A 26,279-nucleotide genomic window follows, 5' to 3' on the forward strand; every position below is an offset into this window, starting at 1 on the left:
ATGAAATTGCAGTAATATTTGGAAGAAAGATCCTATTCATTCATCAATTCAATGCATGCAATCGCATACATCGTTGGTAGCAACCCAAGCTATTGATAAATAAAATAATAAAATCACATCAATTAGCAGAAATGGTTTGAATTCAACCGTTGCAACCGTGGCCAGTACGTCAATGTTTACGAATTTCTCTAGCCTCAATATTTCTTAACAACTCTTAAGCAACTCTTAAGTTTTGCTGCGCATCATAACCACACTGTCCGATAACTGTGATTGACTGTGATGACAAATACTCGCCGTTTTAGCTGGCCCCGAATCCCGATGACCATGAGCACACTGATTGTTTTGTGCGCGGTCTATTTTGGCACCGTGATGAACTATCCGGTCCTGTCTGCTATTTTCAACCTGAGCAGCAATGTCTCTAATCCGCTGTTTGCTGCAAGTGCACCTCTGCTGCTGACCTGCGCCTTCATCATTATTTTTTCTCTCGTCGCCTGGCCCTATATTTTTAAGCCGTTTATGGCGTTTGTGCTGCTGACTTCAGCAGCCGCTTTATATGCCGAAGTTAACTTCCACACGCTGTTTGATTCCACCATGATGGAAAGTGTGTTTGAGACTAACAGCTCAGAAATATCCTTCTACATGAATGGAGCCACACTGGCTTATCTGGCCGGTTTTGGTCTGCTGCCAACCCTGTTGCTGTTCATGGTCCGTATTGTACCGCAGCGCACCTTACTGAGAGCAACGCTGTCCCGGGTCGGCATTATTGTCATTGCTCTGGCTGGAATTGGGCTGACTGCCGCAACCAGTTACAAAGATTACGCCTCAGTCGGACGCAACAACCACTACCTTAACAAGATGATCATCCCGGCGCATATTTACAACGGGGTCAAATATCTGGAAAAAACCTATTTTACCCAGACTCTGGTTTATAAAACCCAAGGCGAAGATGCCAAGGTAGTGGCCAATCCTAACGGCAAACCTACGTTAATGGTCGTGGTGCTGGGTGAAACCGCCCGCGCGCAAAACTTTGCCTACAACGGCTATGCACGCGATACCAACCCTTACACCAAAGACATGGGTCTGATTGCCTTTCAGGATGTCTCATCCTGCGGCACCTACACCGCGCTGTCAGTGCCTTGTATGTTCTCGAATATGACCCGTGAGACTTATAACAAACCACGTGCTCTGGCTCAGGATAATGCCCTGAATGTCATTCAGCATGCAGGGGTGGACGTACTTTGGATTGACAATGACGGCGGCGACAAAGGCGTGGCAGATAATCTCCCGTACCGCACCATTAATTCTTCATTGAAAAATCAAGACTGCAACGGTACCACCTGCTTTGACGTGGCGATGATGAAAGATGCCAAACAATTTATTGATGATGGCCAACACGACAAACTGCTGGTGCTGCATACCATCGGCAGTCATGGCCCGACCTATTGGCAGCGCTATCCGGACGCACAGGCACCGTTCCAGCCTGCTTGTGATCGCAGCGATATCGAAAACTGCAGCGACCAGCAAATCGTCAATGTATACGACAATACCCTGGTCTATACCGACTATGTTCTGGCCCAGGTCATTGATGAGCTAAAAAGTGTCTCTAACGATTACAACGTAATGATGACCTACATCTCCGATCACGGCGAATCATTGGGTGAAAGCGGCCTCTATCTGCATGGCACGCCTTACTCAATTGCCCCTAAAGAGCAGACCCATGTGCCTTGGCTCATGTGGATTCCGCATCAGTACGCTCAGCAAAAAGGGCTGAATACCCAATGCCTTGAACAGGAAGCGCAGATCCGTTCGCTCTCGCATGACAACCTTTTTCACAGTTTGCTGGGGTTGTACGGCGTGACATCACAAGTCCACAACCCAGAGCTGGATATTACCCAGAACTGCCAACTAAATTCATGACCCATAACTATAGAGCACCGTTAACATGCAACAGGAAATGATCATTAAACGTACCGGTATGCACAGAATTGCCTACACTTTCATACACAGCTTTAACGGTTTTAAGTGGTTGTGCAAAAACGAAGCAGCTTTCCAGCAAGAGCTTATGTTATTCGCGCCACTCACCTATTTTGCGTTTTGGTTGGATTTGCCGGCCATGCATACCCTGCTGGTGATGCTCAGCATGGTGTTTGTTCTGTTTGCAGAGATGGTTAATACCGCCATTGAAGCAGTGGTCGACCGGGTGGGCCTTGAATACCACACCCTGTCTGGTGTCGCCAAAAACATCGGCTCGGCGATTGTATTGCTCAGTATGGTGTGCTCTTTAGCCGTTTGGGGAACCGTGTTATGGCTACGTTGATTTCCGTTCTTTCAGGCGAACGTGCAAGATTTAAAGCGGGGGCTTTACTGCCTTTGCTGAGCTTCTTTATGATTGATTTGGCTCTGCTTAGCCTGTCACGTTTAATGCTGTCGATCTGGCAAAGTGAGCGAGTATTTGCTGCCGGTGACTATGGCCAGATTTTCCTGGGTGGCCTGCGCATTGACCTCTCAACTTTGGGCTATCTGCTCGCGCCGGCTCTGCTGGTGATGCTGCTGGCAACGGCTTTGCGTGCAACACGCTTTATCCGTCTGCCACTCAAAGTCTACCTGGTGGGTAGCACCTTATTACTGTTGTTCTTTGAACTCATTACCCCGACCTTCATTCTTGAATATGATCTGCGCCCGAACCGCTTATTTATTGACTACCTGATCTATCCCAAAGAAGTATTTTCTATGCTCGCCTCCGGCTACAAGACCGAAATTGCAGTGACCTTGCTGGTCCTGTTTTTGCTCGGTAGCGGGCTGAGTAAGGTATTTAACCGGATCTGGAATCCTGATATAACAGGGGCGATGCTCCCCCAGCTTGCGCTGCAACTGGTTTTGGCTTGCCTGTTTGTTTTAGCAGGCCGCGGTACGCTGGATCACCGTCCGATTAACCCGGCATTGGTAGCATTCTCAACCGATCACCTGCTCAATGATCTGAGTCTCAACTCGGCCTACTCCGTTGCTTTTGCCTGGAAACAGGCGCAAAAGGAGATGTCGAGCGCCGACTTCTACGGCCCCATGAACCAACAGACTCTGCTTAGTGAGATTCGTTCCAGTCAGCAGAATCCGGATGCACACTATCTGGACACGACCGCGCCGACCAAAACCCTGCATATCAGCAGCTTCCCAGAACGTAAAAAGAATCTGGTGATTCTGCTACAGGAGAGCTTAGGTGCGCGCTATGTCGGCAAACTGGGCGGACTACCGCTGACCCCGAACCTGGACAAGCTGATGGATGAAGGCTGGAACTTCACCCGCCTATACGCAACCGGAACCCGTTCAGTGCGTGGTATCGAAGCTGTGGTCACTGGCTTTACGCCGACTCCGGCACGCGCTGTCGTCAAACTCGGCAAGTCGCAGCAAAACTTTTTCACTTTGGCAGATTTCTTAGGCAGACAGGGTTACCACACCCAGTTTATCTATGGGGGCGAAGCACACTTCGACAATATGAAGACGTTTTTCCTTGGAAATGGTTTTCAGGACATCGTCCAGGGCAGTGACTTCGACAAGGTAAACTTCACCGGCTCCTGGGGCGCTTCTGACGAAGATCTCTACGACCAGGCTGATCGCGAATTCAGCCAGTTATACAAAGAAAATAAGCCGTTCTTCAGTCTGGTGTTTACTTCATCGAATCATTCACCCTATGATTATCCGGACGGTAAAATCACCCCTTACGATACCGAGAAACAAACGCGCAATAACGCTGCGAAATATTCCGATTTCGCCCTAGGTGAATTTGTCAAAAAAGCCAAGAATTCCAACTATTGGAAAGACACTATTTTTGTCGTCGTCGCTGATCACGATTCACGGGTGTATGGCGCCAGCCTGGTGCCTGTGCGTCATTTCCATATCCCGGCAGTGATATTCGGTAACGATGTCCCACCTAAGCAGGATGACCGCCTGGCAAGCCAAATTGATCTGGGGCCGACCTTGCTGTCACTGATTGGCGCATCCGGCGAACATCCAATGCTGGGTAATGACTTCACCAAACCCGTTGCGGCTGATCAGAGACGTGCCTTACTGCAATACGATAAAAACTTTGCTTATCTGAAACAGGATAAAGCGGTTATTTTCCAACCAGACAAAGCACCTCAGACATTTTTGCTACAAGGGGAAAACCTGACTCCGACCGAGACAGATACCGCCCTGACTAAAGAAGCACATGCCTACGCCAACTTTGGCAGCGTTGCATATCAGAAAGGCTGGTATAAACCCTGACCGCTTATGCAGGCCGCGACTAGCCGCCGTTTAGCGGTAAAAAAAACGCCAGAGTTCACTCTGGCGTTTTTACTTAGGTTAACCTTGCAGCGTTGAATCCTGACGCGGCCTGGCGCGACGGCGATTCGGTTTGGCAGCCTGGCCTGAATTGGCTTGACCAGCCCCATTACGTGGTTTATTGCCTGGCTTCGCACCAGTCGCCTGATCACCCAGCTTCGAATTGGACTGAGACGACGGTTTGTTACCCGCGCCATGACTGCCCGAGCTAGTGTTAGCCGATCTATTGTTGTTTGCGCCACGGTTACTGTTACCCGTCCCTTTATTAGCGGAGGCATTGGCTGGCTTACGACGCTGACGCTGTGCACCTGATTTCGCTTCACCCTGCCCAGACTGAGCCTGACTAACCTTTGGCTTTTTCGGCTTCTTAGCTTTGATCGGGCGAGTATCGAGTTTTGACTCCGGCACGGTATTACTTGGCTTAAATCCATCCAGTTCAAGACGAGGCAGAACTTGCTGAATCAAACGCTCAATCCCAAACAGGTCCGGCGCTTCAACCGCACACACCAGAGAAATCGCTTTACCCGCCTCACCAGCGCGACCAGTACGACCGATACGGTGCACGTAATCTTCCGCCACATTCGGCAGCTCAAAGTTCACCACCTGAGGTAGCTGAGGAATATCAATACCGCGTGCCGCGATATCGGTCGCCACTAACACGCGCAGATCATTCGATTTAAACTCAGCCAGAGCAGTCGTACGCGCGCCCTGACTTTTATTACCATGAATCGCTGCGGCCTTGATGCCCTCTTCATTTAAGAATGCGGCCAGGCGATTGGCACCACGTTTAGTACGGGTAAACACCAGCACCTGATGCCAGTCACCTTCTTTAATCAGTTTGACCAACATCGGCGCTTTCTTTTTCACGTCTGCCGGATAAACAAACTGCTCAACCGTTTTTGCCGTTGAGTTCGCCGGGCTGACCGAAATTTCGACCGGTTGATTCACCAGCTCTTTAGCCAGCTGACGAATGTCATCCGAGAAAGTGGCTGAAAACAGCAGGTTTTGCCGTTTTTCCGGCAGCAAATCGATGATTTTACGAATATCACGAATAAAGCCCATATCCAGCATACGGTCAGCTTCATCCAACACCAGAATTTCAAGCTGATCAAATTTGACCGCATTCTGGTTATACAAGTCCATCAGACGTCCCGGCGTCGCCACCAGCACATCGACCCCTTTACGCAAGCGCAGCATTTGCGGGTTAATCTTAACGCCGCCAAACACACAAGCGCTGCTCAAAGGCAGATGACGGCTATAAGTAAACACGCTTTCCTGTACCTGAGCGGCCAGTTCACGGGTTGGGGTCAGAATCAACGCTCGCACTTGGTTACCACGCACACGCGGCCCCTGTGACAAACGTTGCAGAATAGGCAGAGTAAAGCCTGCTGTTTTACCTGTACCGGTTTGCGCTGCTGCCATCACATCTTGGCCGGTTAACACGGCAGGAATCGCCTGCTCCTGGATCGGAGAAGGTGTCGTGTAGCCTTTTTCTTGAATGGCTTGCAGAATTGGCGCAGATAAACCTAACGAGGTAAAACCCATAGTCGATACTCAATAGTTAAAATAAAAAAACAGGCGTTGTGCAGATCACAACAAAAGGTGCGGCATTCTGAATCTTTTATGCCCGGCTCGCAACAACTAATCACGACCGGAACAACCGTGCCCCTCACTGGCTGAGGAACCAAGCTGTAAGAACCAACGACCCGAATACACGTTATACCCACAGCTCAACGACATAGCACAGTCAAAGCGGTCTTGTTATTGATAAAGAGAGTGGTCATATCCGCATGCTGCTAATAATTACCTTAAGAAGAGAAAAATAATGCTGGTTATTCCTCTCACTCTATGTATAATACTGACAGCTCTCACCGAAGAGCTATTAATGAAACATCAAGTACAAGTTTTTTCTCAGACACCTTTCGATACCCTTCGTATAAGCACCTGCGACAACTTTTCTTCATACGCCATCAATAGCTTTCGTAGTCAGCGTCAACTATCTATTGTAAAAATTTAAAATACCGAGGTATCTATGTCTGGTAAAATCACTGGTTCAGTAAAATGGTTCAACGAAACTAAAGGTTTCGGCTTTATTTCTCAAGACAACGGCGGCAGTGACGTATTCGTTCACTTCAACTCAATTGTTGCTGACGGCTTTAAAACTCTGACTGAAGGTCAGAAAGTAAGCTTCAACGTTGAAGACGGCAAAAAAGGCCCTCAAGCAACTCAAGTAACTCCGCTGTAAGCATTACTTGGACGTGGCCTGACGACAGGCCGCGTCAAAACCCCCTGACTCTGTCCCCTACTGCCCTCTCTCTTATTCCACTGCATTTCACCCGATCTACGCTTATCTTAATCACAGGAAATCAATGTCCAGAAGAACTTCCAGGCAACGCCACTGGTATCAGTTGTTGCGCCAGCAAAAAAGCAATACTAAACCGACCTCTCATCAAGCTCACTAATTTCTACTCTACCAATCTCTTCTAATTTATTACTCAGTACTCACTTAACCAGCCCCGAACGCTGCACTTTTCTACTCGGACGCTCTGTTCTGACTAACAGACGCACTGTTGAAATTGAGAACGCAGTTCACAAACGAGCAAAAGTGAAACTCATTTCTCCAATGCTTGTCAAAGTGTTGATAACTTTTCAAAGTTTCAGTCCAATTTTCAGCTAACATCACATTATCGCAACCAAAAAGGATATTGGTATGGCCCGACCGTCAAAGAAAACCGCACCAAGTAAACATGACAGCAGCGAAACCGAAGAAACGCCGAAAAAGTTAAGTGAACATCAAACCCGCCGTCGCATCGAGGATATCCTCGAACAACGCGAGTTTGACAAGCAATTCGAGATATAAACCCACCCGCCATTGTGGGAAAATCGTTGCTCTGCTTTTCTGCCCGTCTTACACTGCGGCCCATTAACGCCTACTGCGTAACGGCTTGATATACCTCAATACACTCAAAGTTCTAGAGAAATAAGGTATACTAAGCGCCTGATGGAGGCATTCCATACAGGCCTATATCGCTCAAGTGATCGTTACGTCATCGTTTTGTAGCCCGGGAGTACATAATGAAGCTGCAGCAATTACGCTATATCCGCGAGATACAGCGCAATGGTTATAATATTTCTCTAACTTCAGACAAGCTGTTTACCTCGCAACCGGGAATCAGTAAACAAGTCGCTTTATTAGAAGACGAACTTGGCGTGCAAATTTTTGAGCGTCAGGGCAAACATTTATCCGGCCCGACCGAAATAGGCAAGCAGATCATTCACGAAGCCAGCCAGATGCTGGAAATCGAAGAGCGGATCAAAGCCCTTTCTGCCAGTGTCACCTCACCGGATATGGGTCGCCTTAACGTCTATACCACTAACGCGATTGCCAAATTTCTGTTGCCGCAAACCGTGCAGCATTTTATGAAGAAATACCCTAAAGTCGCGCTGCATATGGGGACTATAGAACCAGAAACTCGTGGTAATGCCCTGCCGATTGGGCCCTATGACTTTTCTATCGTTGCACAAGATATTGACGAGCAGACTGACCTGGCTATTTTACCGGCTTACAAGTGGTCTCTGGCACTGATAATTCCGTCCGATCATCCTCTTGCCAAACAGCAGAACATCACGCTGGAACAACTGGCCAACGAGAAACTGATCAGCTACGAGCTAAAATCAACCGGGCGCAGTGCTATCGACAGTGCCTTTGCTAAGGCAGGTCTGACGCCAAATTACGTGGTAACCGCCATGGATGCTGAAGTCATCAAAGAGTATGTCAGCCTTGGTGTCGGCCTGGGCATTATCGCCTCGGTAGCGACGCACCAAATCAGCGACTCGATTACAGTACGATCCCTGGAAGGCCTGATACCTGACTGTTATGCCTGGATTTGCTACAACAAAAATATCTATCTGCAGCATTACATGTACGAATTTATCGAAAAATTTGCCCCGCATCTGACCCGGACCATCATTCAGAATACCGCTCATTTATCCAAGAAGGCGATGATGCAGTATTTTGATGAACGTCAGTTAATGACTTATCAATAATCAAAAAAGGGTCACAGCAATACTGTGACCCTTTTTTGATTACGTCAGTACTGAAAATCAGCAACGGTTACCCTGCTCATCAAGGATCAGCTCGCCGTCTTCTTTGTACAGCGGGCCCGGCGGCCATTGCTCGAGCAGATCCAGTACCAGCTCACTCGGGCGACACAGCTTAACGCCTTTTTCACTGCATACGATCGGACGGTTAACCAGCACCGGATGCTCCAGCATGGCAGCCAGGATCTGCTCGTCGGTAACACCCTCTTCCATCAGACCCAGCTCTTTAGCCGGTGACTTACTGGTGCGCAACGCACTTTTCGGTGTCAGGTTGGCAGCGGCAAACAACGCCAGCAACTGCGGGCGGGTCCAGCCTTCATTGAGATACTCGATCACTTCCGGCTGATAGCCGGCTTGCTCAATAATACTCAGCACATTACGTGATGTGCCACATTCTGGATTGTGGTGAATTACGATCATTTTGATTGCTCCGAAGATGCATTAACAGGACCAAACCAATGGCGGGTGCGATTGGCAAACCAGACCAGCGACAGCATTACCGGCACTTCCACCAGCACGCCAACCACGGTTGCCAGGGCCGCGCCCGAGTGCAGTCCGAACAGAGAGACGGCAACGGCGACCGCCAGTTCAAAGAAATTCGATGTGCCAATCATGCAGGCCGGCGCAGCAACATTGTGCGGTAATTGCATGCGCTTCGCCGCCCAGTAAGCAATGGCAAAAATGCTGTAGGTCTGGATCAGCAGTGGAATCGCGATGAGCAGAATGGCTTCCGGACGCTGCAAAATAGTTTCAGCCTGAAAACCAAACAACAGCACAACCGTGGCCAGCAGGCCGACAATCGACCAGGGTTTCATCGTGGCAAGGAAGCTATTAAGCCTTGAGTGGTCATTGGCTTTATCCAGTTTCTGGCGCGTAAAGGCCCCCGCCAGCAGCGGGATCAGAACATACAGTACCACAGACAGCAGCAGCGTATCCCACGGTACGGTGATATCAGTCACCCCGAGCAGGAAGCCGGCGATCGGTGCAAAGGCAAAAATCATAATGATGTCATTAATCGACACCTGCACCAGAGTGTAGTTGGCATCGCCTTTGGTCAGTTGACTCCAGACAAACACCATTGCCGTGCACGGCGCAACGCCCAGCAGAATCATCCCGGCGATGTATTCACTCGCAGTTTGCGGGTCAACCCAGTCCGCGAACAGACCTTTGAAAAACAGCCAGCCCAGCAGCGCCATAGTAAACGGCTTAATCAGCCAGTTGATGACCAGAGTCAGTACCAGCCCTTTCGGCTTTTTACCCACATCCTTAATGGAAGAGAAGTCAATCTGCACCATCATCGGAAAAATCATCAGCCAGATCAGTAGCGCGATCACGATATTCACGTGGGCATATTCCAGCCCGGCGATGGCGGCAAACACATCAGGCGTCACACTGCCTAATGCAATACCACCAATAATGGCTAAACCGACCCAAACAGTCAGGTAACGTTCAAAAAGTCCCATCGATTTGCTCCTAAATCTCTTTCTGGTTAACGCGCTGCATCAGTTGCTCAGCACTTTCCACCCGCTCAGAATATCGATCCACCAGATAATCACTGTTGTCACGCGTCAACCAGGTAAACTTCATCAGCTCTTCCATCACATCAACGATGCGGTTGTAGTAACCCGACGGCTTCATCCGACCTTCATCATCAAACTCCAAGAAGGCTTTTGCCACCGAAGACTGGTTCGGAATGGTGATCATCCGCATCCAGCGCCCTAACACACGCAGTTGATTCACCGCGTTAAACGATTGTGAACCGCCACATACCTGCATCACAGCCAGAGTTTTCCCCTGGGTTGGGCGCACCGCACCGATTGAAAGCGGGATCCAGTCGATCTGGGCTTTCATGATGGCAGTCATGGAACCATGCCGCTCCGGAGAACACCATACCTGGCCTTCTGACCAAGTGACCAGCTCGCGCAATTCCGCGACTTTAGGGTGACTCGCATCGACACTGTCTGGTAAAGGCAGACCTTGCGGATCAAAGACTTTCACTTCAGCGCCCATACGCTCGAGCAAACGCGCACACTCTTCTACCACCAGACGGCTGTATGAACGCTCTCGTAACGAGCCGTACATAAGAAGAATACGCGGAGCGTGAGTTGAACGAGGAGCAGCAAGTTGCGATGGTTGGGGAAGATGAAACAGGGATTCATCGATATTAGGTAATGACATGGCGAATACCTTGGCCTAATGTTAGAGAGTCATAATGATAGTCAGTCGATATTACATTTGGGCTGTGACAGCCAACGAACAAATATGAAATACCGTATATATGGATTAGCATATATAAGATACATGACAAGTCAATGACAAAACCGTGACAGCCCGCCACATACTCAGCTATGCCCCGCTTTCCTGTGTTAAATCATCCAGGCCATCGGTGGCGTGCGGCGTGAATGACGCCCAAATGATGGGAAATGTACACAAAAAAAGCCAACCGGTTAAGGTTGGCTTTGCGATAACGTCACAATTCACAGATGATTAGTCATCCAGCGTGTAAGCAATCACGTAATCACCGCGGTCTGGTGACTGACGAGCGCCACCGGCGGTAATCAGGATGTACTGCTTACCTGTTTGCGGCGAAACATAGCTCATTGGTGTGGCGCCACTACCAACCGGCAGACGCTGTTTCCACACTTGCTCACCGGTTGCCGAGTCAAATGCGCGCAGATAGTAGTCCTGAGTACCAGCGATGAACACCAGGCCACCCTGAGTAGCCAGCGTACCACCTAACGTTGGCAGACCAACCGGGATCGGCGCTTTCATCTTAATTCCGAACGGGCCAGTATCTTCAACCGTACCAACCGGCACTTGCCAAACGACCTGACGCGTTTTCAGGTCAATCGCAGATAGCGTACCAAACGGCGGTTTCTGACACGGAATACCCAGAGGTGACATAAAGCGGTTTTTGTTCACGGCATAAGGCGTACCTTTGAGAGGCACTGCGCCCATACCAGCGTTCACCGCTTCACCACCACTGCTGGCTTGCGCGTTGCTGGTGTCTTGCTTAATCATTTGTACCCACAGACCCAGACGCATATCGTTCACAAACGCGTATTGATTATTCGGGTCAAACGACATGCTGCCCCAGTTCATCCCGCCCAAAGAGCCAGGGAAGCTCAGCGACAGGTCAGTGCCCGGAACCGTAAACAAACCATCGTAACGCATTGACTTGAATTGAATACGACAGATCAATTGGTCAAACGGTGTTGCACCCCACATATCCGACTCAGTCAGTGTTTGCGCGCCAATTTGCGGCATACCTACCGAGAACGGCTGAGTTTCAGAGTACTGTTCGTTCGGGATATCACCGACTTTAACTTTACGCTCTTCCACTTTCGTCAATGGCTGACCAGTCTGACGATCCAGCACGAAGATCTGACCCGCTTTAGTGCCAACAATCACTGCCGGTTTAGTCGAACCGTCTTCCATCGGGAAATCGATCAGGCTTGGCTGCATTGGAACGTCGAAGTCCCAAAGGTCGTTGTGAACTGTCTGATATACCCACTTCTCTTTACCGGTTGTCGCATCCAGCGCCAGTACCGAGGTTGAGTATTTGTGGTCCAGCTCAGTACGGTTTGCTCCCCACAAGTCAACTGACGGGCTACCCATTGGGATGAACACGGTGTTCATCGCCGGATCATACGACATCGCCGACCACGAGTTAGCCGAGCTGCGTTTGTAGGTTTCACCTTCCTGCAGTTCTGCATTCGGGTTAGGGTTACGCGGGTCAAATGCCCAACGCATTTCACCCGTGTATGCGTCAAAGCCACGCATGACGCCACCAGGCATATCCGTTTGCACGTTATCGGCAACGCGGCCACCAATCACAATCGTGGTGCCGGCCAAAGTCGGTGCCGCGGTCAGCTGATAAGTCGGATCCGAGGCATCACCCATGCCTTTTTTCAGATCAACCATACCGTTGTCACCAAAACTGGTACAAAGCTCACCCGTGTTGGCATCGAGTTCGACCAGCTCTGCGTTAATGGTGTTCATGATGATGCGCTGCTGACACTGAGATTCAGCCGCTACATCCATGATTTTTACCGGAGTGGAACCAGGAACCGTTGGCTGCTGAACCGGACGCGTGGTATCAAAATAAGTCACACCACGACAGCGGTTCCAGACCTGTGCCTGAGCGTTAAACTCATGCTTCCAGATCTCTTTACCAGAATCGGCGTCTACCGCGATAACATTGTTGTGCGGCGTACACAGGAAGATACGGTTGCCCACTTGCAGTGGTGTTTGCTGATCTTCAGCACCGTTACCATTACTGTATGCGATATCACCGGTACGGTAAGTCCAGGCGACTTTCAGATCTTTAACGTTATCACGCGTGATCTGATCCAGTGCAACAAAACGGCTGCCTTCAACCGTGTTGCCATAGTGTTCCCAGTTTTTCTGCTGAGTTTCCTTGGTCACCGGGATCAGAGGTAATTCGCTGCCGTTATCAACCGTCGGGTGTGGCTGGAACATGCTGACCAGAGTTGCCACCATACATACCAGAATCACACCAGCAAGGGTAAAAGATGGCTTGCTGCAAGACGACTTACTCTCACTGGCGCGCAGGAACGGCCAGGTCACCAGAGCCAGCATCATCAGGCCCGCAGGAACCATAAGACGTGAAACCAGCGGCCAGAAGTCAATGCCGACATCGGCTAAAGCCCAGATGAGTGTTCCGATGAAAACAAGGCCGAAAACAGTCACGGCAGAGGAACGAACTCGGAAAAATTGGATGGCGGAAACAAGAGTGATGATACCGGCGATGAGGAAGTAAAGACTACCTCCCAATGAAACTAGCTTGGCACCTGCTATAGTAAAGAACAGGCCGACACAAGCCAGGATAATCGCCATTAGCCAACTCCAAAGTTTTAACTTCGGTGTTGACTGAACAGTTTTTTCAGGCATGACGTGCATTCTCCTAGGTTGGAATGTAATTTTTCGCTGTAATTCTTTTACACTTCGTTACATAATTATGATCGGTTCGGTAGATTTAGACAATCAGATTTGTTAGGGAAAGTTTAATTGGCGTTAAATTCTCTATCTGGATACATGACCTGACAGGTATATCGTACACCATTCTGTCGGCAGTTTAACGCATATCGATACTGACTGTTTTAAATTTAGACACACTAAGCACTGATGTACATATTTAAACTGCCGCTTTGTCTGGGTGACAACCTAAAACACCAACAGAAACGGAACAGCAATGAAACGAAACAATCTTGATACCAGAATGCTGGTATTGCTTTTGCCAGCCTTCGGTACCCTGGCCGCCGATGAAAAAAGTGCTGACACTGAGCCGATGGAAACCATGGTCATCAGCGCTTCTTCGCAAAAACTGTCAGAATTTGACACTCCCGCCGCTTTGAGTGTGGTGTATGGCGATGAATTGCGCGACGCAAGTGCAGGCATCAACCTGTCAGAAAATACCTCAGGTATCCCGGGCCTGCTTATCCGCAATCGCCACAACTACGCTCAGGATCTGCAAATCTCTATTCGCGGTTACGGTGCTCGGGCGAGATATGGTGTGCGCGGCATTCGTATGTATGTAGACGGTATTCCCGCAACCATGCCGGACGGCCAGTCGCAAACCTCAAATATCGATATCAGCTCAATTGATAGTATGACGGTTTTGCGCGGTCCGTTTTCCGCGTTATACGGCAACTCTTCCGGCGGCGTGATTAATATCGAAACCGAAACCGGCGCTCAGCCAAACCGGGTTGAAATGAGCAGCTACTACGGCAGTTACGGCACTTGGCGCTATGGCGTGAAGGCGACCGGTAGTATTGGTAGCGGTTACGAACCGGGGGACGTGAATTACACTGTTTCAGGTACCCGTTTTGCGACCCACGGATTTCGCGATCACAGCTCGGCAGACAAGAACATCGCTAACGCCAAGCTGAATGTCATTATTGATGATAAAAGCAGCGCGACTCTGATCCTCAATACCGTTGACCTGGATGCCTACGATCCGGGCACACTCAACCGCAGTGACTGGAAAAATAATCCAAGCCAGGCCCGCGATGCGGTTTATACCTACAACACCCGTAAGAATATCAATCAGACCCAGGTCGGCCTGCGCTACGAGCGTGAACTGACCGACAACGACCAACTCAGCGTGACCGGCTATGCCGGTGAACGTAAAATGAATCAATACCAGGCAATTCCCTACTCAACTCAGGAAAGCAACCCACTTCATGCCGGTGGTGTGGTCGACCTGACCCGTGAATACCAGGGCATTGATACACGCTGGACCCACAGTAACGACACATTTAGTGTGCCATTCACTGTCACCAGCGGCTTCGATTATGAAAACATGAAAGAGCATCGTCGCGGCTATGAAAACTACGTGGAAAACGGCGGCGACTACACCACAGGGGTGAAAGGCGATTTGCGTCGTAAAGAGCGTAACCTGATGTGGAACCTCGACCCGTATGTGCAAACCTCCTGGCAACTGACTCAGGCACTGCGTCTCGATGTCGGCCTGCGTTATAGCTCGGTTTACTTCGACTCGAACGACCAGTACGTCACCGTGGATAACGGTGATGACAGCGGCAGCACCAGCTACCATGAATGGCTGCCAGCCGCCTCGCTGCAATACGATATCCGCCCTGACTGGAACGTGTACACCTCGATTGGTCGTGGATTCGAAACCCCGACCATCACCGAGCTTTCGTACAGCAACGCGGGTCTGGGTGGTCTGAACCTGGCTTTACAACCATCCACCAATACCACCCTGGAAATCGGTACCAAAAAAGCCGTGGATGGCGGTCTGCTGACCTTCGCCCTGTTCCAGACCGATACCGATGATGAAATCATCGTCGATGACAGTGCCAATGGTCGTACAACCTACACCAACGCAGGTAAGACCCGCCGTCGTGGCGTAGAAGCCGCCTATCAGCAGCGTTTTATGGATGACTGGCAACTGATGCTGGCCTGGTCTTATATCGAAGCGAAGTTCCGCGATAACCAATGCGATGACAGCGGATGTAACAATCTGAGCGATAACTACCTGCCGGGAGTAGCCAGCCAGGTGGGCTATGCGTCTCTGGGCTATCAACCTCAGGTGGGCTGGTACGGTAAAGCCGATGTTCAGTTTATTGGCCGCACTTATGTCAATGATGACAACTCAGAGCACCTTTCCTCTTACGCAGTGTCGTCCCTGAGCAGCGGCTACAAATATGAGCTTGACCAATGGCTGTTCAACGCTTTTGTGCGCGTCGATAATCTGTTTGACCGTAATTACTCCGGTAACGTCAGCGTCAATGATACCTACGGCCGCTACTATGAACCGGCACCGGGTCGCAACTATGGCGTTGGCCTGACGGCAAGCTACAGCTTTGACTGAATGAAACAGACGGTGACGATCTCAGACTGAGTACGCAAATCCCGTCCATTTCAGGCGGCAAACAGGTCCACTCTGAACTGCACTGGATTCTTGCCCGCTGAAATCTCTCTTGAGTCTGCTGTTACGAAAAGCAAAAGGGATAGCCTGATGGTTATCCCTTTATAATCATTTAATCGAAGTTAACTAACGATAAAACATACTTGGAAGCCACAACGAGATAGCCGGTATGTAAGTCACCATCATCAACACGATAATGTTGCACACCAGAAACGGAACAATCGCCCTGGCTACTTTTTCCATCGATATACCGCCTATCGAGGAAGCCACAAACAGGCATACTCCCACCGGCGGTGTCGACAGGCCAATCATCAGATTCAATACCGCAATAATACCAAAGTGCACCGGGTCGACCCCAACTGAAGTCGCCACTCCGAGTAGAGTCGGGAACAAAATAATCAGCGCGGCAATGGTTTCCATAAACGAACCAACCAGTAACAACAACAGGTTGATGATCAACAGCACCACCAGCTTATTTTCACTCAGCGTCAAAATCGCATCGGCAATCATCTGCGGAATACGCTCCGAGGTCAGAATCCAACCGAACACATTAGCAAAACCAACCAAAATCAAAAGAGACGCACTGGTTACTGCAGTAGCAATCAGCACCGATGGTACCTCTTTCCATTTTAGGCCGCGGTAGACATAAAGACCGATGATCAATGCATAAAAAGCAGCAACAACAGAAGCTTCTGTCGGCGTGAAGAATCCGCCAATGATGCCGACCAGAATCAGCATAGTCAGAGAGATAGCCCAACTGCTGCGACGCATCTCTATCATTAATTGTTTAAAAGAAACTTTCTCTTCTTTCGGGTAATTACGCTTCACCGCCAGAATATACACCGTAATCATCATCCCAAAGCCGAGCAACAGACCCGGGATCGCCCCGGCCAGAAACATCTGGCCCACAGAAATGCCCGTCAGTGTCCCGACAATAATCATCGGTACGCTTGGCGGAATAATAGGCCCGATAGTCGAAGACGCCGCTGTGACAGCAGCAGAAAATGGCTTGTCGTATCCCGCCCTCGCCATGCCGGGGATCATTACGCCACCGATTGATGCCGTATCAGCAACTGCAGTGCCCGACACGCCACCAAACAACATAGAACCGGCAACGTTAGCCAGTCCAAGCCCACCTCTGATATGCCCGACCATGGCGTTGCTGACGTTAATGATCTGCTCCGTGATGTTACCGCGGTTCATCAGGTTACCGGCCAAAATAAAGCCCGGCACGCACAATAGTACAAAGCTATCCATGCCCGCATACATTTTCTGCGGAATGACGGTTAAGGGAATATCCATCATCAGCAGATATGCCATCGCTGATAAAGCCAAGGTAATCGCAATCGGTAAACCGACAAACAGGAGAACAAAAAAGACGGCAAATAAAATAACAACTTCCATTTAATTATCTCCACCATGAAAGGCACTCAGTAAGTGGCGGATAAATGCCAGCAGTGCGAAAAACATCAGGTTCAGCAAAATTAAAATAGTGGAACCAAATACATAGCTCATCGGAAAAAACATGGTTGGAGACATCTGGTATTCACCTATCTGGGTAAACTGCACTGCAGACGGATATAAAACCAAACCAAAAACAAAAATGACCAGCGCGACAAACGCATTAAAAAAATGTGCGTTACGTTGATTAAGCGAGTTACACAGCAGATCCACAGCCACGAGCTCACCGCGCTTGTAAGCAATACCTATCGTCAATGCGACCGTACCGCTGAACAGATAACGTGACAATTCCTCAGTCCAGACCGGCGGCACATCCATGAACAATCGTCCGAAAATCTGCAACATTACCACGCCACACAGTGCAACGATGCCGGCAACCGCACCCAATCCCAATAACTTTTCGGCCCCATTCTCAATCTTGATCACCCAGGTCAAAGGCGGCGAAAAACCCCGGTTTTTATTGACATTGTTTACATTCATAACGTCCATACTCTACCCCAGTGTTCCGTATTGCGGGGGAGCCAGGCTCCCCCTTTGCTTAAAGCGGGAATTACAGCTTTTGAATCTGTTCAAACAGCGCTAATACATCACCTTTCAGGCTGTTTTTCACCGCCGGGATAGCCAACTCACGGAATTTTTCTTGGTCAACCTCATGGAACTGCATACCTTCGGCTTTGAGTTCATCGATCAGTTTCGCTTCTGCCTCTACCGCGAGTTTATGCTCGTAGGTATGCATCTCTTTCGCACTGTCAAGCAAAATAGTCTGCAGATCCTGTGGCAGCTTGTCCAACTGACGCTTGCCGATTAACACATAGATCCAACTGCGCACGTGCTCAGTTTTATTGACATATTTTTGTACTTCGAAGAAAGAAGCACTCTGGATCAGAGACAATGGATTTTCCTGACCATGCACCGTGCCCTGCTGCAAAGCGGTAAAGACTTCACTAAATGCCATCGGCGTCGGTTTAGCACCTAAAGCACTCCAGGTCGAAACAAAAATTGGCACATTAGGAACACGCAGTGTCATCCCTTTTAAATCCGCCGGCGTGGTCACAGGTTTGTTCGACGTCAGGTTACGTGCGCCACGTTCAAACCAGGTAATAGGAACTAAACCGGTGCGTTCAGTGATCTGTTTTTCAATCTCATGACCAATCTCGCCATTGGCGACTTTCGCCATATGTTCACTGTCACGAATAGCGTAAGGCACGGCCAGAAGAGCGGCTTTAGGCGCCCAGTTTTGCAGAGTTTCACCACTCATGGTCATATCCACTGTGCCAAGTTGGATACCACTTATCACATCACGTTCCGCACCCAACTGGGAGTTTGGGTAAATATCAATGTTGAGTCTGCCGTTTGACTTTTTATTAACAGTATCGGCGAAATGCACGAATGCCTGGTGCCATACGTGTGCTTCATTGGCAACGTGGCCAAGTTTCAGTGTGTAGTCTGCCGCGAATGCTGACGTCGACAGCACAGACAGAGCAAGCAGGGAAGCTTTGGTCATAAGTTTCATCGTTATTGCCTCTATATAGTTATATTTTAATGTGTAGGGTATCGGTGGATTTAAAACGCTAAGATGACTTTACGCGTAGATTCCGGCGAGTTTTCTAACTGTTTGACCGCTTCAGAGAACTCGCTAAAAGCAAATTCATGACTAACGATAGCCTCAGTATTCAACTGCCCTGATTCAATCCATGGGATCACTTTGGCAAACATTTTGTTATTCAGACGTGACCCCACAATCGTCAGCTCTTTCTTAATCACTTCCATTTGCATCAATTCACTTGGCTCAGACAAGAAACCAAGCAGACAAATGGAGCCAGCTGGAGCAGCCAGGCGCAGGATTTGCGGTACCAGAGATGGAATACAAGCGGCATCAGCAATCAACGGAACTCCCTCGCCGCCGGTCAATTCCATCACTACAGCTTCGACATCCTGCTTTTTAGAGTTGATGACATGCTCAGCACCCAGCTGCTTCGCCACCGCTAACTTCTCATCCACGATGTCAACCACAATCGACGGAATGCCAAGCACTTTTGCAACTTGCACCAGAGTCAGGCCAATCACACCCGAACCATAGATAAGCACGCTGTCGCCATCGCAAGGTCTGAGGCGTTCAAATACGTTAGCGGCTATAGTGTAAGGCTCAACCAAGGCTGCCTGCTTCAATGAAATTTTGTTGGAAATCGGATAAACATTACCGGCTGGAACGACTTGATATTCAGAGAAACCACCATCGCGATGAACACCAATAACCTGCAGATTCAGGCAACTGTTGGCACGGCCGTTACGACATGGGCGGCAGTGGCCACAGTTAATGACCGGATCAACCACGACGTGATCGCCTATAGCCAGTCCCGACACATCGTTACCTAGTTCAGCAACCACACCAGAAAATTCGTGACCACTGATTCTCGGATAAACCACAAACGGGTTGTTGCCATGCAGAATATGCATGTCTGAGCCACAAACCCCCGCATATGCCACTTTAACTACGACCTCATCCGCCCCACATTCCGGTTGAACCTTGTCCACCATCTGGAATTGATTCGGTTTTTGAATAACAAGAGATTTCATACAGTTGTCCTACGTTATTTCAGAAATCACATTATTTAGGTGATTCTGCATTGCGTTGTAAGCCGCCTCGGGATCGTGCGCCTTAATCGCTTCTAATACTTTGCGATGATCGTCAGTCCAGACTCCGCGTTCTGCGGGCTCGTCCGCCATGATATTCAAACGGGCCCACATCTCGCCTCCCATATGATTCTGCATAAGTTCCGCATGGAACTTGATCAGCAACGGGTTCTCACTGGCTTGAGCAATCAGCACATGAAATTGCATATCCGCATCAACCGAGGCACTTTTACGTAGTTCCGGCCGGGAGAAACGCTTGGCCGATTCCATCAAAATCACGCATTGTTCCAATTCTTGAATCAAGCCATCACTGGCCTTTTCAGCGGCAATAGCCGCCAATTGGGATTCCAGAACGCGTCGTGCTTCAGTCACTTCAAACGGCGTAACATCCGGAAGCTCTTTTGGTAAATGAATCGGCTCTTCATGGATCACATAAACTCCTGAGCCCTTTCTTATTTCTGCGACTCCGAGTAACTCCAGATATACCATCGCTTCGCGGATAACAGTACGACTCACACCGAGTTCATCAGCCAGCTTTCGCTCAGGCGGAATACGTTCACCGACCGTAATCACCCCTTGCTTAATCTGAGCTAAAATGTCAGTCGCAATTTTTATATATAAACGTTCACTCACCGTTACTGTGCCTCATTTGGTTACCATGGATGAAGTGTGCCATCCTCCAAGCGGTTTACAGGCAAACTCGCTCTCTTGTATGGGTATTTTGCGGCAAGTGCTTCATTGATGTCTACGCCATGCCCCGGAACTTCTCCAGGCTGGAATGTACCGTGATCAAACTGGTAAGCATGAGTAAAGACAGATTCGGTCACATCGCAATGTGCCATATGTTCCTGAATACCAAAGTTATTGATTGCAGTGCCTAAGTGCAACGCACATCCCATGGTGATCGGAGACAAATCGGTCGCACCGTGAAAACCCGTTTTAATCTGGTACAAAGAGGCCAGTTGGGCTATTTGTCTGACGTGGGTAATCCCGCCACCATGAACGATAGTGGTGCGGATATAATCGACCAGCTGGTTAGTGATCAAATCTTTGACATCAAAAATTGAACTGGTCACTTCGCCTACCGCCAACTTAGTGGTGGTATGCTGACGAATCAGTTTGAATGCTTCCTGGTTATCAATCGGCGTCGCGTCTTCCATCCAGAACAGACGGTAGGGTTCAAGCATTTTGCCCAATCGGGCAGCTTCAATTGGCGTCAGACGATGATGGACGTCAGTCAGCAATTCCACGCCATAACCAAATTTTTCACGTACCGCTTTGAATACGGTTTCGACACTATTGAAATATTTGGTGGTGTCCCAAACCTGCTCTTCCGGCAGGCTGGCATTAGCAGGTTCGTATGCCTCCCCCTTCTTAGACACTCCGTAGGTTTTCGCCAAACCAGGCACACCACATTGAATGCGGATGAACTTGTAGCCTTTCTCCAGCGCAGCAGCAAATCCCTCTAAAACATCGTCAACGGTTTCACCATTAACATGGGTATAAACATTGATGAACTCCCGGCTTTTGCCACCGAGTAACTGGTAAAGTGGCATGCCAGCCGCTTTCGCTTTGATATCCCATAACGCCATATCGACTGCGGCTAGCGCTGACATGTCGATCACACCTTTCTTCCAGTAATAACCGCGGTAGAAAAATTGCCAGATATCTTCAATGCGCCCGGCGTCGCGACCAATCAAAGAAGGAATGACATACTCTTCGAGATACTTCGCTACCACCAACTCTCTGCCGTTTACCGTTGCATCTCCCAATCCATAGATGCCCTCGTCCGTTTCAATCTTCAACGTGACAAAGTTTCTTCCTGGGCTACAGACAATCACCTTGGCATTGGTAATTTTCATTTCATTCTCCTGGCCATCAACATGAGTTTCTATCAACAGATGTTATTAAAGCGATAAATCTTGGTTTATTTTGTGATCCAAGCTGTAATTCCAATTTAACAAAATTGGCCTGTACAATTTTTATAAATTGGATCACACTTTTTTAAGGTTCTCAGGTCAAAATAGAGTGACTTTCCCAACAACGTATCAGAGAACCGTTATGCCTGTATTCCATAACCTATATTCAAGAAGTCAGTTAAAGCCCAAAATCGTCCACATTGGATTTGGCGCTTTCCACCGTGCGCACCAGGCTCTCTTTGCAGATGAGCTGGCACAAATCAGTCAATCCGACTGGGGGTACTGTGAAATCAGTTTATTGGGTGGAGACAAACTAATAGAGAATTTAAGGCAACAAAATCATCTATTTACTGTAGTTGAGAAGGGGGTCAACGGTCCTAGCATCAAGACTGTCGGTTCAGTATGTGAGTCTTTACATCTGAAACTCGATGGCCACGAGAAAATCATCGAAAAGATTGCTGCGCCAGAGACATGCATAGTCTCAATCACTATCACCGAAAAAGGCTATGGCATTGATCTGCATAGTGAACGTCTCGATACAAACAATCCATTTATTAAAATTGACCTGGACAATTTTAATAAGCCAAAGTCCGCTATTGGTTGCATCGTTCAGGGTTTAAAACGACGTATGGAGCGTAACCTGACTCCGATTAGTGTGATGTCGTGCGATAACATGCCGGAGAACGGCCGTAAAACTCAAAATGCGATAGTCGACTTTGCCCAAATCGTTGATCCTCAACTCGCACTCTGGATCCAAGACCACATTACCTTCCCGTCGACCATGGTGGACCGAATCGTTCCTGCGCTTAGTGAAGAAGCACAAGCGGAAATCGATAGCCTGGTGGGAGAACATGAACCATGCGGTATTATTTGTGAACCCTTCAGACAATGGGTAATAGAAGACAACTTTGCAGCTGGCCGCCCGGAGTGGGAAAAAGTCGGGGTTGAACTGGTTAATGATGTCCTTCCCTACGAAGAGATGAAACTGCGCATGCTCAACGGCTCGCATTCATTTCTTGCTTACCTGGGATATCTGGCAGGCTATGAGCATATCTCAGACTGTATGCAAGATAGTGAATTTAAACAGGCAGCCTACAATCTGATGATGGCAGAACAAGCACCAACACTGTCTATAGGTCAACATGTTGATCTGCAAGCCTACGCGCAATCCCTGATTGAACGTTACAGCAATCCAAACATCAAACATCGTACCTGGCAAATTGCGATGGATGGCAGCCAAAAGCTACCACAGCGAATGCTAGAATCTGTATCCTGGCATATTACACACCAATCTGAATATCCGTATCTTGCACTCGCTATCGCTGCCTGGATCAAATATGTCGGCGGAGTGGATGAAAAAGGGCAACGAATTGATGTGCGAGATCCTAAAGCTGAAGAACTTTATAACCGTTTCCACAGCTGTAACAACGAGGTCGCGAGAGTAAGAACTCTGTTAGACATACCTGCAATCTTTGGTAGTGAGCTGCCAGCTGAATACCAGTTTGTTGATGCTGTGACGCAAGCCTATCAACGGGTTGAATTGGTCGGGGCAAAACGCGCCGTATCAGAGTTAATTAAAGCGACACAGAATTCTGAACGCCCTCAACGGTTCTAACAGTAGCAATACGATTAAGGCAACGCAGGAAGACAAATATGATTCTTCCTGCGTTATCCATAACGATTGAGCAACTTATTCAGTTCATAAAAAGGCATCGATTTATAAAAATACCAACCCTGGATAAATGCGGTCGGGCAATGCTTTTGTATCATCTGGTATTCACGTTCAGTTTCAACGCCTTCAAACACCACTTCTTTTTGCAGACTGGTCACCAATTCCATAACCGGTGACACCATGTCCTTTTTCAGATCGTAGTTCAGTGCATTAACAAATACCCGGTCAACTTTAATGTAATCAAAGTCGATTTCGGTCAGCCACACCAGATTCGATACGCCGGTGCCAAAATCATCCAGTACAACCATAAAACCCATTGCCCGGGCCTGTTCGGAAAAATCAGCCAGTTCTTTAAGTGGCACAGCAATACGTTCGGTAATTTCAATTTTAAGCTGTTCGGGCAAGATGCCTTGTTCATCGACCAAGTGTTTAAGAAATGGCAAAAATCTCGTATCCTGAATTTCAAATGTGCCAATATTGATGCTAACAGAAAAGTACGGCAGCTGTTTTAATACGGGCGTCATTTCAATAATGGCTCTCTGGGCGGTGAAGTAAGCCAGCCGCGGATACAAGGCGAGCTTTTCCGCAATACCGATAAACAGCTCGGGAGACACTTTACCGAACACCTTGTCTTCCCAGCGCACCAAACTTTCCACCGCGATGATTTGGTTGTCGGCAACGGAAACTATCGGCTGATACTCCATATAAAGTGTCTGCTGCCTGAGCGCCTGACGAAAGCGCACTTCCATCGCATTGCGCCTCTGCAAAAACGCGCAGAATGAATAAGTCAGTAACCAGCAAAACAGCCCACAAATCACGGTAACGCCCAAAATCACTTTGCCGGAGTAGAAAAACAGCCCTGCGTTAGGATTATGGGTATTCACGCAGTAACTGTATTTCTGGCTGCAGATGTTGGTATCTAAGTCGATTCCGAACTGTTCACCATCAAGATTAGGAGGAGAATAAGCAATGAAAACGTGATTATTTCTGGGTGAGGTAACATCAAACTCAAAATCCGGCATCTGACGCACTTTACGTGTATAAGGCGTCGCCAGACTGACGGTAAAAACGTTGTTCAGTATCGTGATATTGTATTTATCATCCAGCTCAAACAGATTGGACGCATCAGAATAGAAACGATAACCCTTAAAAGCGGATACCTCTTTGGCCTCTATCTCTATGGGTGTAAAAGTCCCCCAGTTCGCCGTGCAGGAAACCTGAATACCATTGATATAACCCATGTCATAGATTTCTGAGTTTTTGTGTACCAACTTTCTGAGCGCATTAAGATTCTCTTCTTCGCAACCCCGTCCGCCCAGTGCATCGGCCTCTGCCAGCACCGCAATCACCTGCGAGGTCACCAGCTCCGAGTTTTCCAGCATGTCCTCCGCAAATTCTTGCTGCTTTTCCTGCTGAACCTGATACGCCATAAAAGTCACCACAGACAGTATCGCGACCATGAACAACGAAAACAACAGTCCTTTAAATGCGAATTTGTTCACTGAAATCCTAAATAAGTACGGCGATTAGAATCATCAATGTAGTTGATTTTTCGATAAATGATATTGCGGTCAATCACAAACATGATTATGAATTTATTTCAAGTCACTAATAGAACCAGCCAAATATATTCATTTAGCCTCAATCGTAGCACTAAACTTAGCGCAAACGGTTGCTTTGGGTCGTTCCACGTATTTTCCCCGACCTTGCTCACTCCTTACACACAATTTAGCTCAATCGGAGCGAGAAAGCCGGCGTTCACCAGACAATATAGCGTGCGCATGCAGATAGCGTTTGACACTACTGCGTTTGAGGGTATGTTTAGGTGCCATAAATCACTGCACCCGCTTCAGGTTGCGTCAATAGCGTTATTTAACAGAGAGAGTCATGAAAGGAATCTTATCCATCCAGAGTCATGTGGTATTTGGTCATGCCGGCAACAGTTCTGCCGTCTTCCCGATTCAACGTATGGGATTAGAAGTGTGGCCGATTCACACGGTTCAGTTTTCCAACCACACCCAGTACCCGCAAGGCTTTACCGGGAAGAGTTTTGATTCCAATGATATTACCACTCTGATCCAAGGTCTGAACAACATCGGCCAGCTTGCTGAGTGTCAGGCGGTTATTTCCGGCTACCAGGGCAGCGCCGAGCAATGCCTGGCCGTTGCAGACGCAGTCAAACAAATTAGGCAGCAAAATGAGTCCGCGCTGTATGTGTGTGACCCGGTCATGGGCGATCCAAAAAAAGGCTGTATTGTGTCAGACGGTGTGGCCGAACAGTTAATTCAGAACCTGATGCCTATCGCTGATGTGATTGTGCCAAATCAGTTTGAACTGACCGCCTTTACCGGTATGGACATTCACTCACTGAACGATGCGATCGCCGCCTGTAATAAGGCGCTTGAGCTCGGCCCTAAAATTGTGCTGGTCAAACATTTGCACTCAATTTCAGATGAGATGTTCAGTTCAATCCTGGCAACAGAAGAAGGCTGTTATCTGATTCAGCGCCCGGAACTGCCGTTTGACAAAGCTCCGGTCGGCGTGGGCGATTTGATCAGCGGCATCTTTACCGCGTGTCTGGTCAAAGGCCGCTCTCCACTTGAAGCCTTCGCGCATACCAACAATGCCGTTTACGGCGTAATGGAAGTGACCAAGGCGCATGGCGAGTGGGAACTGATGACCGTGCTGGGCCAGGATGAGATCGTCAATCCAACCCACAGCTTTGCTACCGACAAGATTGCCTAACCAATAACGACCATCC

The 26,279-nt window shown here is 48.7% G+C and carries 21 protein-coding genes; 9 read left to right on the forward strand and 12 right to left on the reverse strand.

Going from position 1 to position 26,279, the window contains the following annotated elements:
* The first annotated feature begins 324 nt into the window (after positions 1–324).
* From J0X00_RS06500 to J0X00_RS06510, 3 genes are read left to right on the forward strand one after another with little or no spacing between them, the layout of a single operon-like run.
* A complete protein-coding gene (locus J0X00_RS06500) occupies positions 325–1,917 on the forward strand; it encodes a phosphoethanolamine--lipid A transferase (RefSeq protein WP_282477724.1) in 1,593 nt (530 codons plus the stop codon).
* A gap of 25 nt (positions 1,918–1,942) precedes the next feature.
* A complete protein-coding gene (locus tag J0X00_RS06505; protein ID WP_282477725.1) occupies positions 1,943–2,317 on the forward strand; it encodes a diacylglycerol kinase in 375 nt (124 codons plus the stop codon).
* A complete protein-coding gene (locus tag J0X00_RS06510) occupies positions 2,305–4,260 on the forward strand; it encodes an LTA synthase family protein (protein ID WP_282477726.1) in 1,956 nt (651 codons plus the stop codon). The genes J0X00_RS06505 and J0X00_RS06510 overlap by 13 nt, the downstream gene beginning before the upstream one ends.
* Before the next feature lie 78 nt (positions 4,261–4,338).
* On the opposite strand, the gene J0X00_RS06515 is transcribed toward J0X00_RS06510, so the two are convergent.
* Complete coding sequence (locus J0X00_RS06515) at positions 4,339–5,862, reverse strand: DEAD/DEAH box helicase (protein ID WP_282477727.1); 1,524 nt, start codon at positions 5,860–5,862, stop codon at positions 4,339–4,341.
* A gap of 487 nt (positions 5,863–6,349) precedes the next feature.
* Between J0X00_RS06515 and J0X00_RS06520 the strand changes: the two genes are divergently transcribed.
* From J0X00_RS06520 to J0X00_RS06530, 3 genes are all read left to right on the forward strand, one after another.
* Positions 6,350–6,562, forward strand: a complete 213-nt coding sequence (locus J0X00_RS06520; protein ID WP_136483048.1) for a cold-shock protein — start codon at positions 6,350–6,352, stop codon at positions 6,560–6,562.
* 465 nt (positions 6,563–7,027) lie between these two features.
* Entirely contained in the window at positions 7,028–7,177 is a 150-nt protein-coding gene (locus J0X00_RS06525; protein WP_168796936.1) for a hypothetical protein, read from the forward strand.
* A 215-nt stretch (positions 7,178–7,392) separates the two neighbouring features.
* A complete protein-coding gene (locus J0X00_RS06530; protein WP_136483046.1) occupies positions 7,393–8,364 on the forward strand; it encodes a LysR substrate-binding domain-containing protein in 972 nt (323 codons plus the stop codon).
* Between the two features lie 57 nt (positions 8,365–8,421).
* On the opposite strand, the gene arsC is transcribed toward J0X00_RS06530, so the two are convergent.
* The 4 genes from arsC to J0X00_RS06550 form a co-directional block, all read right to left on the reverse strand.
* Positions 8,422–8,838, reverse strand: a complete 417-nt coding sequence (arsC, locus tag J0X00_RS06535; RefSeq protein ID WP_282477728.1) for an arsenate reductase (glutaredoxin) — start codon at positions 8,836–8,838, stop codon at positions 8,422–8,424.
* On the reverse strand, positions 8,835–9,881 hold the full coding sequence (arsB, locus tag J0X00_RS06540; RefSeq protein ID WP_282477729.1) for an ACR3 family arsenite efflux transporter: 1,047 nt from the start codon (positions 9,879–9,881) through the stop codon (positions 8,835–8,837). Before arsB ends, arsC begins: the two co-directional genes overlap by 4 nt.
* 10 nt (positions 9,882–9,891) lie before the next feature.
* Positions 9,892–10,596 carry an arsenical resistance protein ArsH gene (gene arsH, locus J0X00_RS06545; protein ID WP_136483035.1) on the reverse strand — a complete coding sequence of 235 codons (705 nt, stop codon included), beginning with the start codon at positions 10,594–10,596 and terminating at the stop codon, positions 9,892–9,894.
* Between the two features lie 309 nt (positions 10,597–10,905).
* A complete protein-coding gene (locus tag J0X00_RS06550) occupies positions 10,906–13,332 on the reverse strand; it encodes a glucose/quinate/shikimate family membrane-bound PQQ-dependent dehydrogenase (RefSeq protein WP_282477730.1) in 2,427 nt (808 codons plus the stop codon).
* A 301-nt stretch (positions 13,333–13,633) separates the two neighbouring features.
* Here J0X00_RS06550 and J0X00_RS06555 point away from each other — a divergent pair, with 301 nt between their 5' ends.
* The gene (locus J0X00_RS06555; protein WP_282477731.1) at positions 13,634–15,775 is read left to right on the forward strand and encodes a TonB-dependent receptor; all 2,142 of its coding nucleotides are present in this window, start codon (positions 13,634–13,636) and stop codon (positions 15,773–15,775) included.
* Between the two features lie 183 nt (positions 15,776–15,958).
* On the opposite strand, the gene J0X00_RS06560 is transcribed toward J0X00_RS06555, so the two are convergent.
* The 6 genes from J0X00_RS06560 to manD all read right to left on the reverse strand — a co-directional run bounded on the left by J0X00_RS06560 (position 15,959) and on the right by manD (position 21,789).
* On the reverse strand, positions 15,959–17,236 hold the full coding sequence (locus J0X00_RS06560) for a TRAP transporter large permease (protein ID WP_136483029.1): 1,278 nt from the start codon (positions 17,234–17,236) through the stop codon (positions 15,959–15,961).
* Complete coding sequence (locus J0X00_RS06565) at positions 17,237–17,773, reverse strand: TRAP transporter small permease subunit (protein ID WP_282477732.1); 537 nt, start codon at positions 17,771–17,773, stop codon at positions 17,237–17,239.
* Between the two features lie 70 nt (positions 17,774–17,843).
* Positions 17,844–18,797, reverse strand: a complete 954-nt coding sequence (locus tag J0X00_RS06570; protein ID WP_282477733.1) for a TRAP transporter substrate-binding protein — start codon at positions 18,795–18,797, stop codon at positions 17,844–17,846.
* 59 nt (positions 18,798–18,856) lie between these two features.
* Complete coding sequence (locus J0X00_RS06575) at positions 18,857–19,870, reverse strand: Zn-dependent oxidoreductase (protein ID WP_282477734.1); 1,014 nt, start codon at positions 19,868–19,870, stop codon at positions 18,857–18,859.
* Between the two features lie 9 nt (positions 19,871–19,879).
* Positions 19,880–20,560 (reverse strand): FadR/GntR family transcriptional regulator, encoded by a 681-nt coding sequence (locus J0X00_RS06580; protein WP_136483020.1) that lies wholly within the window; start codon positions 20,558–20,560, stop codon positions 19,880–19,882.
* Positions 20,561–20,580: 20 nt separating this feature from the next.
* On the reverse strand, positions 20,581–21,789 hold the full coding sequence (gene manD, locus J0X00_RS06585; protein ID WP_282477735.1) for a D-mannonate dehydratase ManD: 1,209 nt from the start codon (positions 21,787–21,789) through the stop codon (positions 20,581–20,583).
* 199 nt (positions 21,790–21,988) lie between these two features.
* Here manD and J0X00_RS06590 point away from each other — a divergent pair, with 199 nt between their 5' ends.
* Positions 21,989–23,461: a fructuronate reductase gene (locus J0X00_RS06590; RefSeq protein WP_282477736.1), complete on the forward strand. Its 1,473-nt coding sequence runs from the start codon at positions 21,989–21,991 to the stop codon at positions 23,459–23,461.
* Positions 23,462–23,514: 53 nt separating this feature from the next.
* On the opposite strand, the gene J0X00_RS06595 is transcribed toward J0X00_RS06590, so the two are convergent.
* Positions 23,515–25,020, reverse strand: a complete 1,506-nt coding sequence (locus J0X00_RS06595) for an EAL domain-containing protein (protein ID WP_282477737.1) — start codon at positions 25,018–25,020, stop codon at positions 23,515–23,517.
* Between the two features lie 385 nt (positions 25,021–25,405).
* Here J0X00_RS06595 and pdxY point away from each other — a divergent pair, with 385 nt between their 5' ends.
* Positions 25,406–26,263, forward strand: a complete 858-nt coding sequence (gene pdxY / locus J0X00_RS06600) for a pyridoxal kinase PdxY (RefSeq protein ID WP_136483009.1) — start codon at positions 25,406–25,408, stop codon at positions 26,261–26,263.
* The last annotated feature ends 16 nt before the right edge of the window (positions 26,264–26,279 follow it).

Source organism: Vibrio sp. ABG19, assembly GCF_029962385.1.
Classification (GTDB): domain Bacteria; phylum Pseudomonadota; class Gammaproteobacteria; order Enterobacterales; family Vibrionaceae; genus Vibrio; species Vibrio ostreae.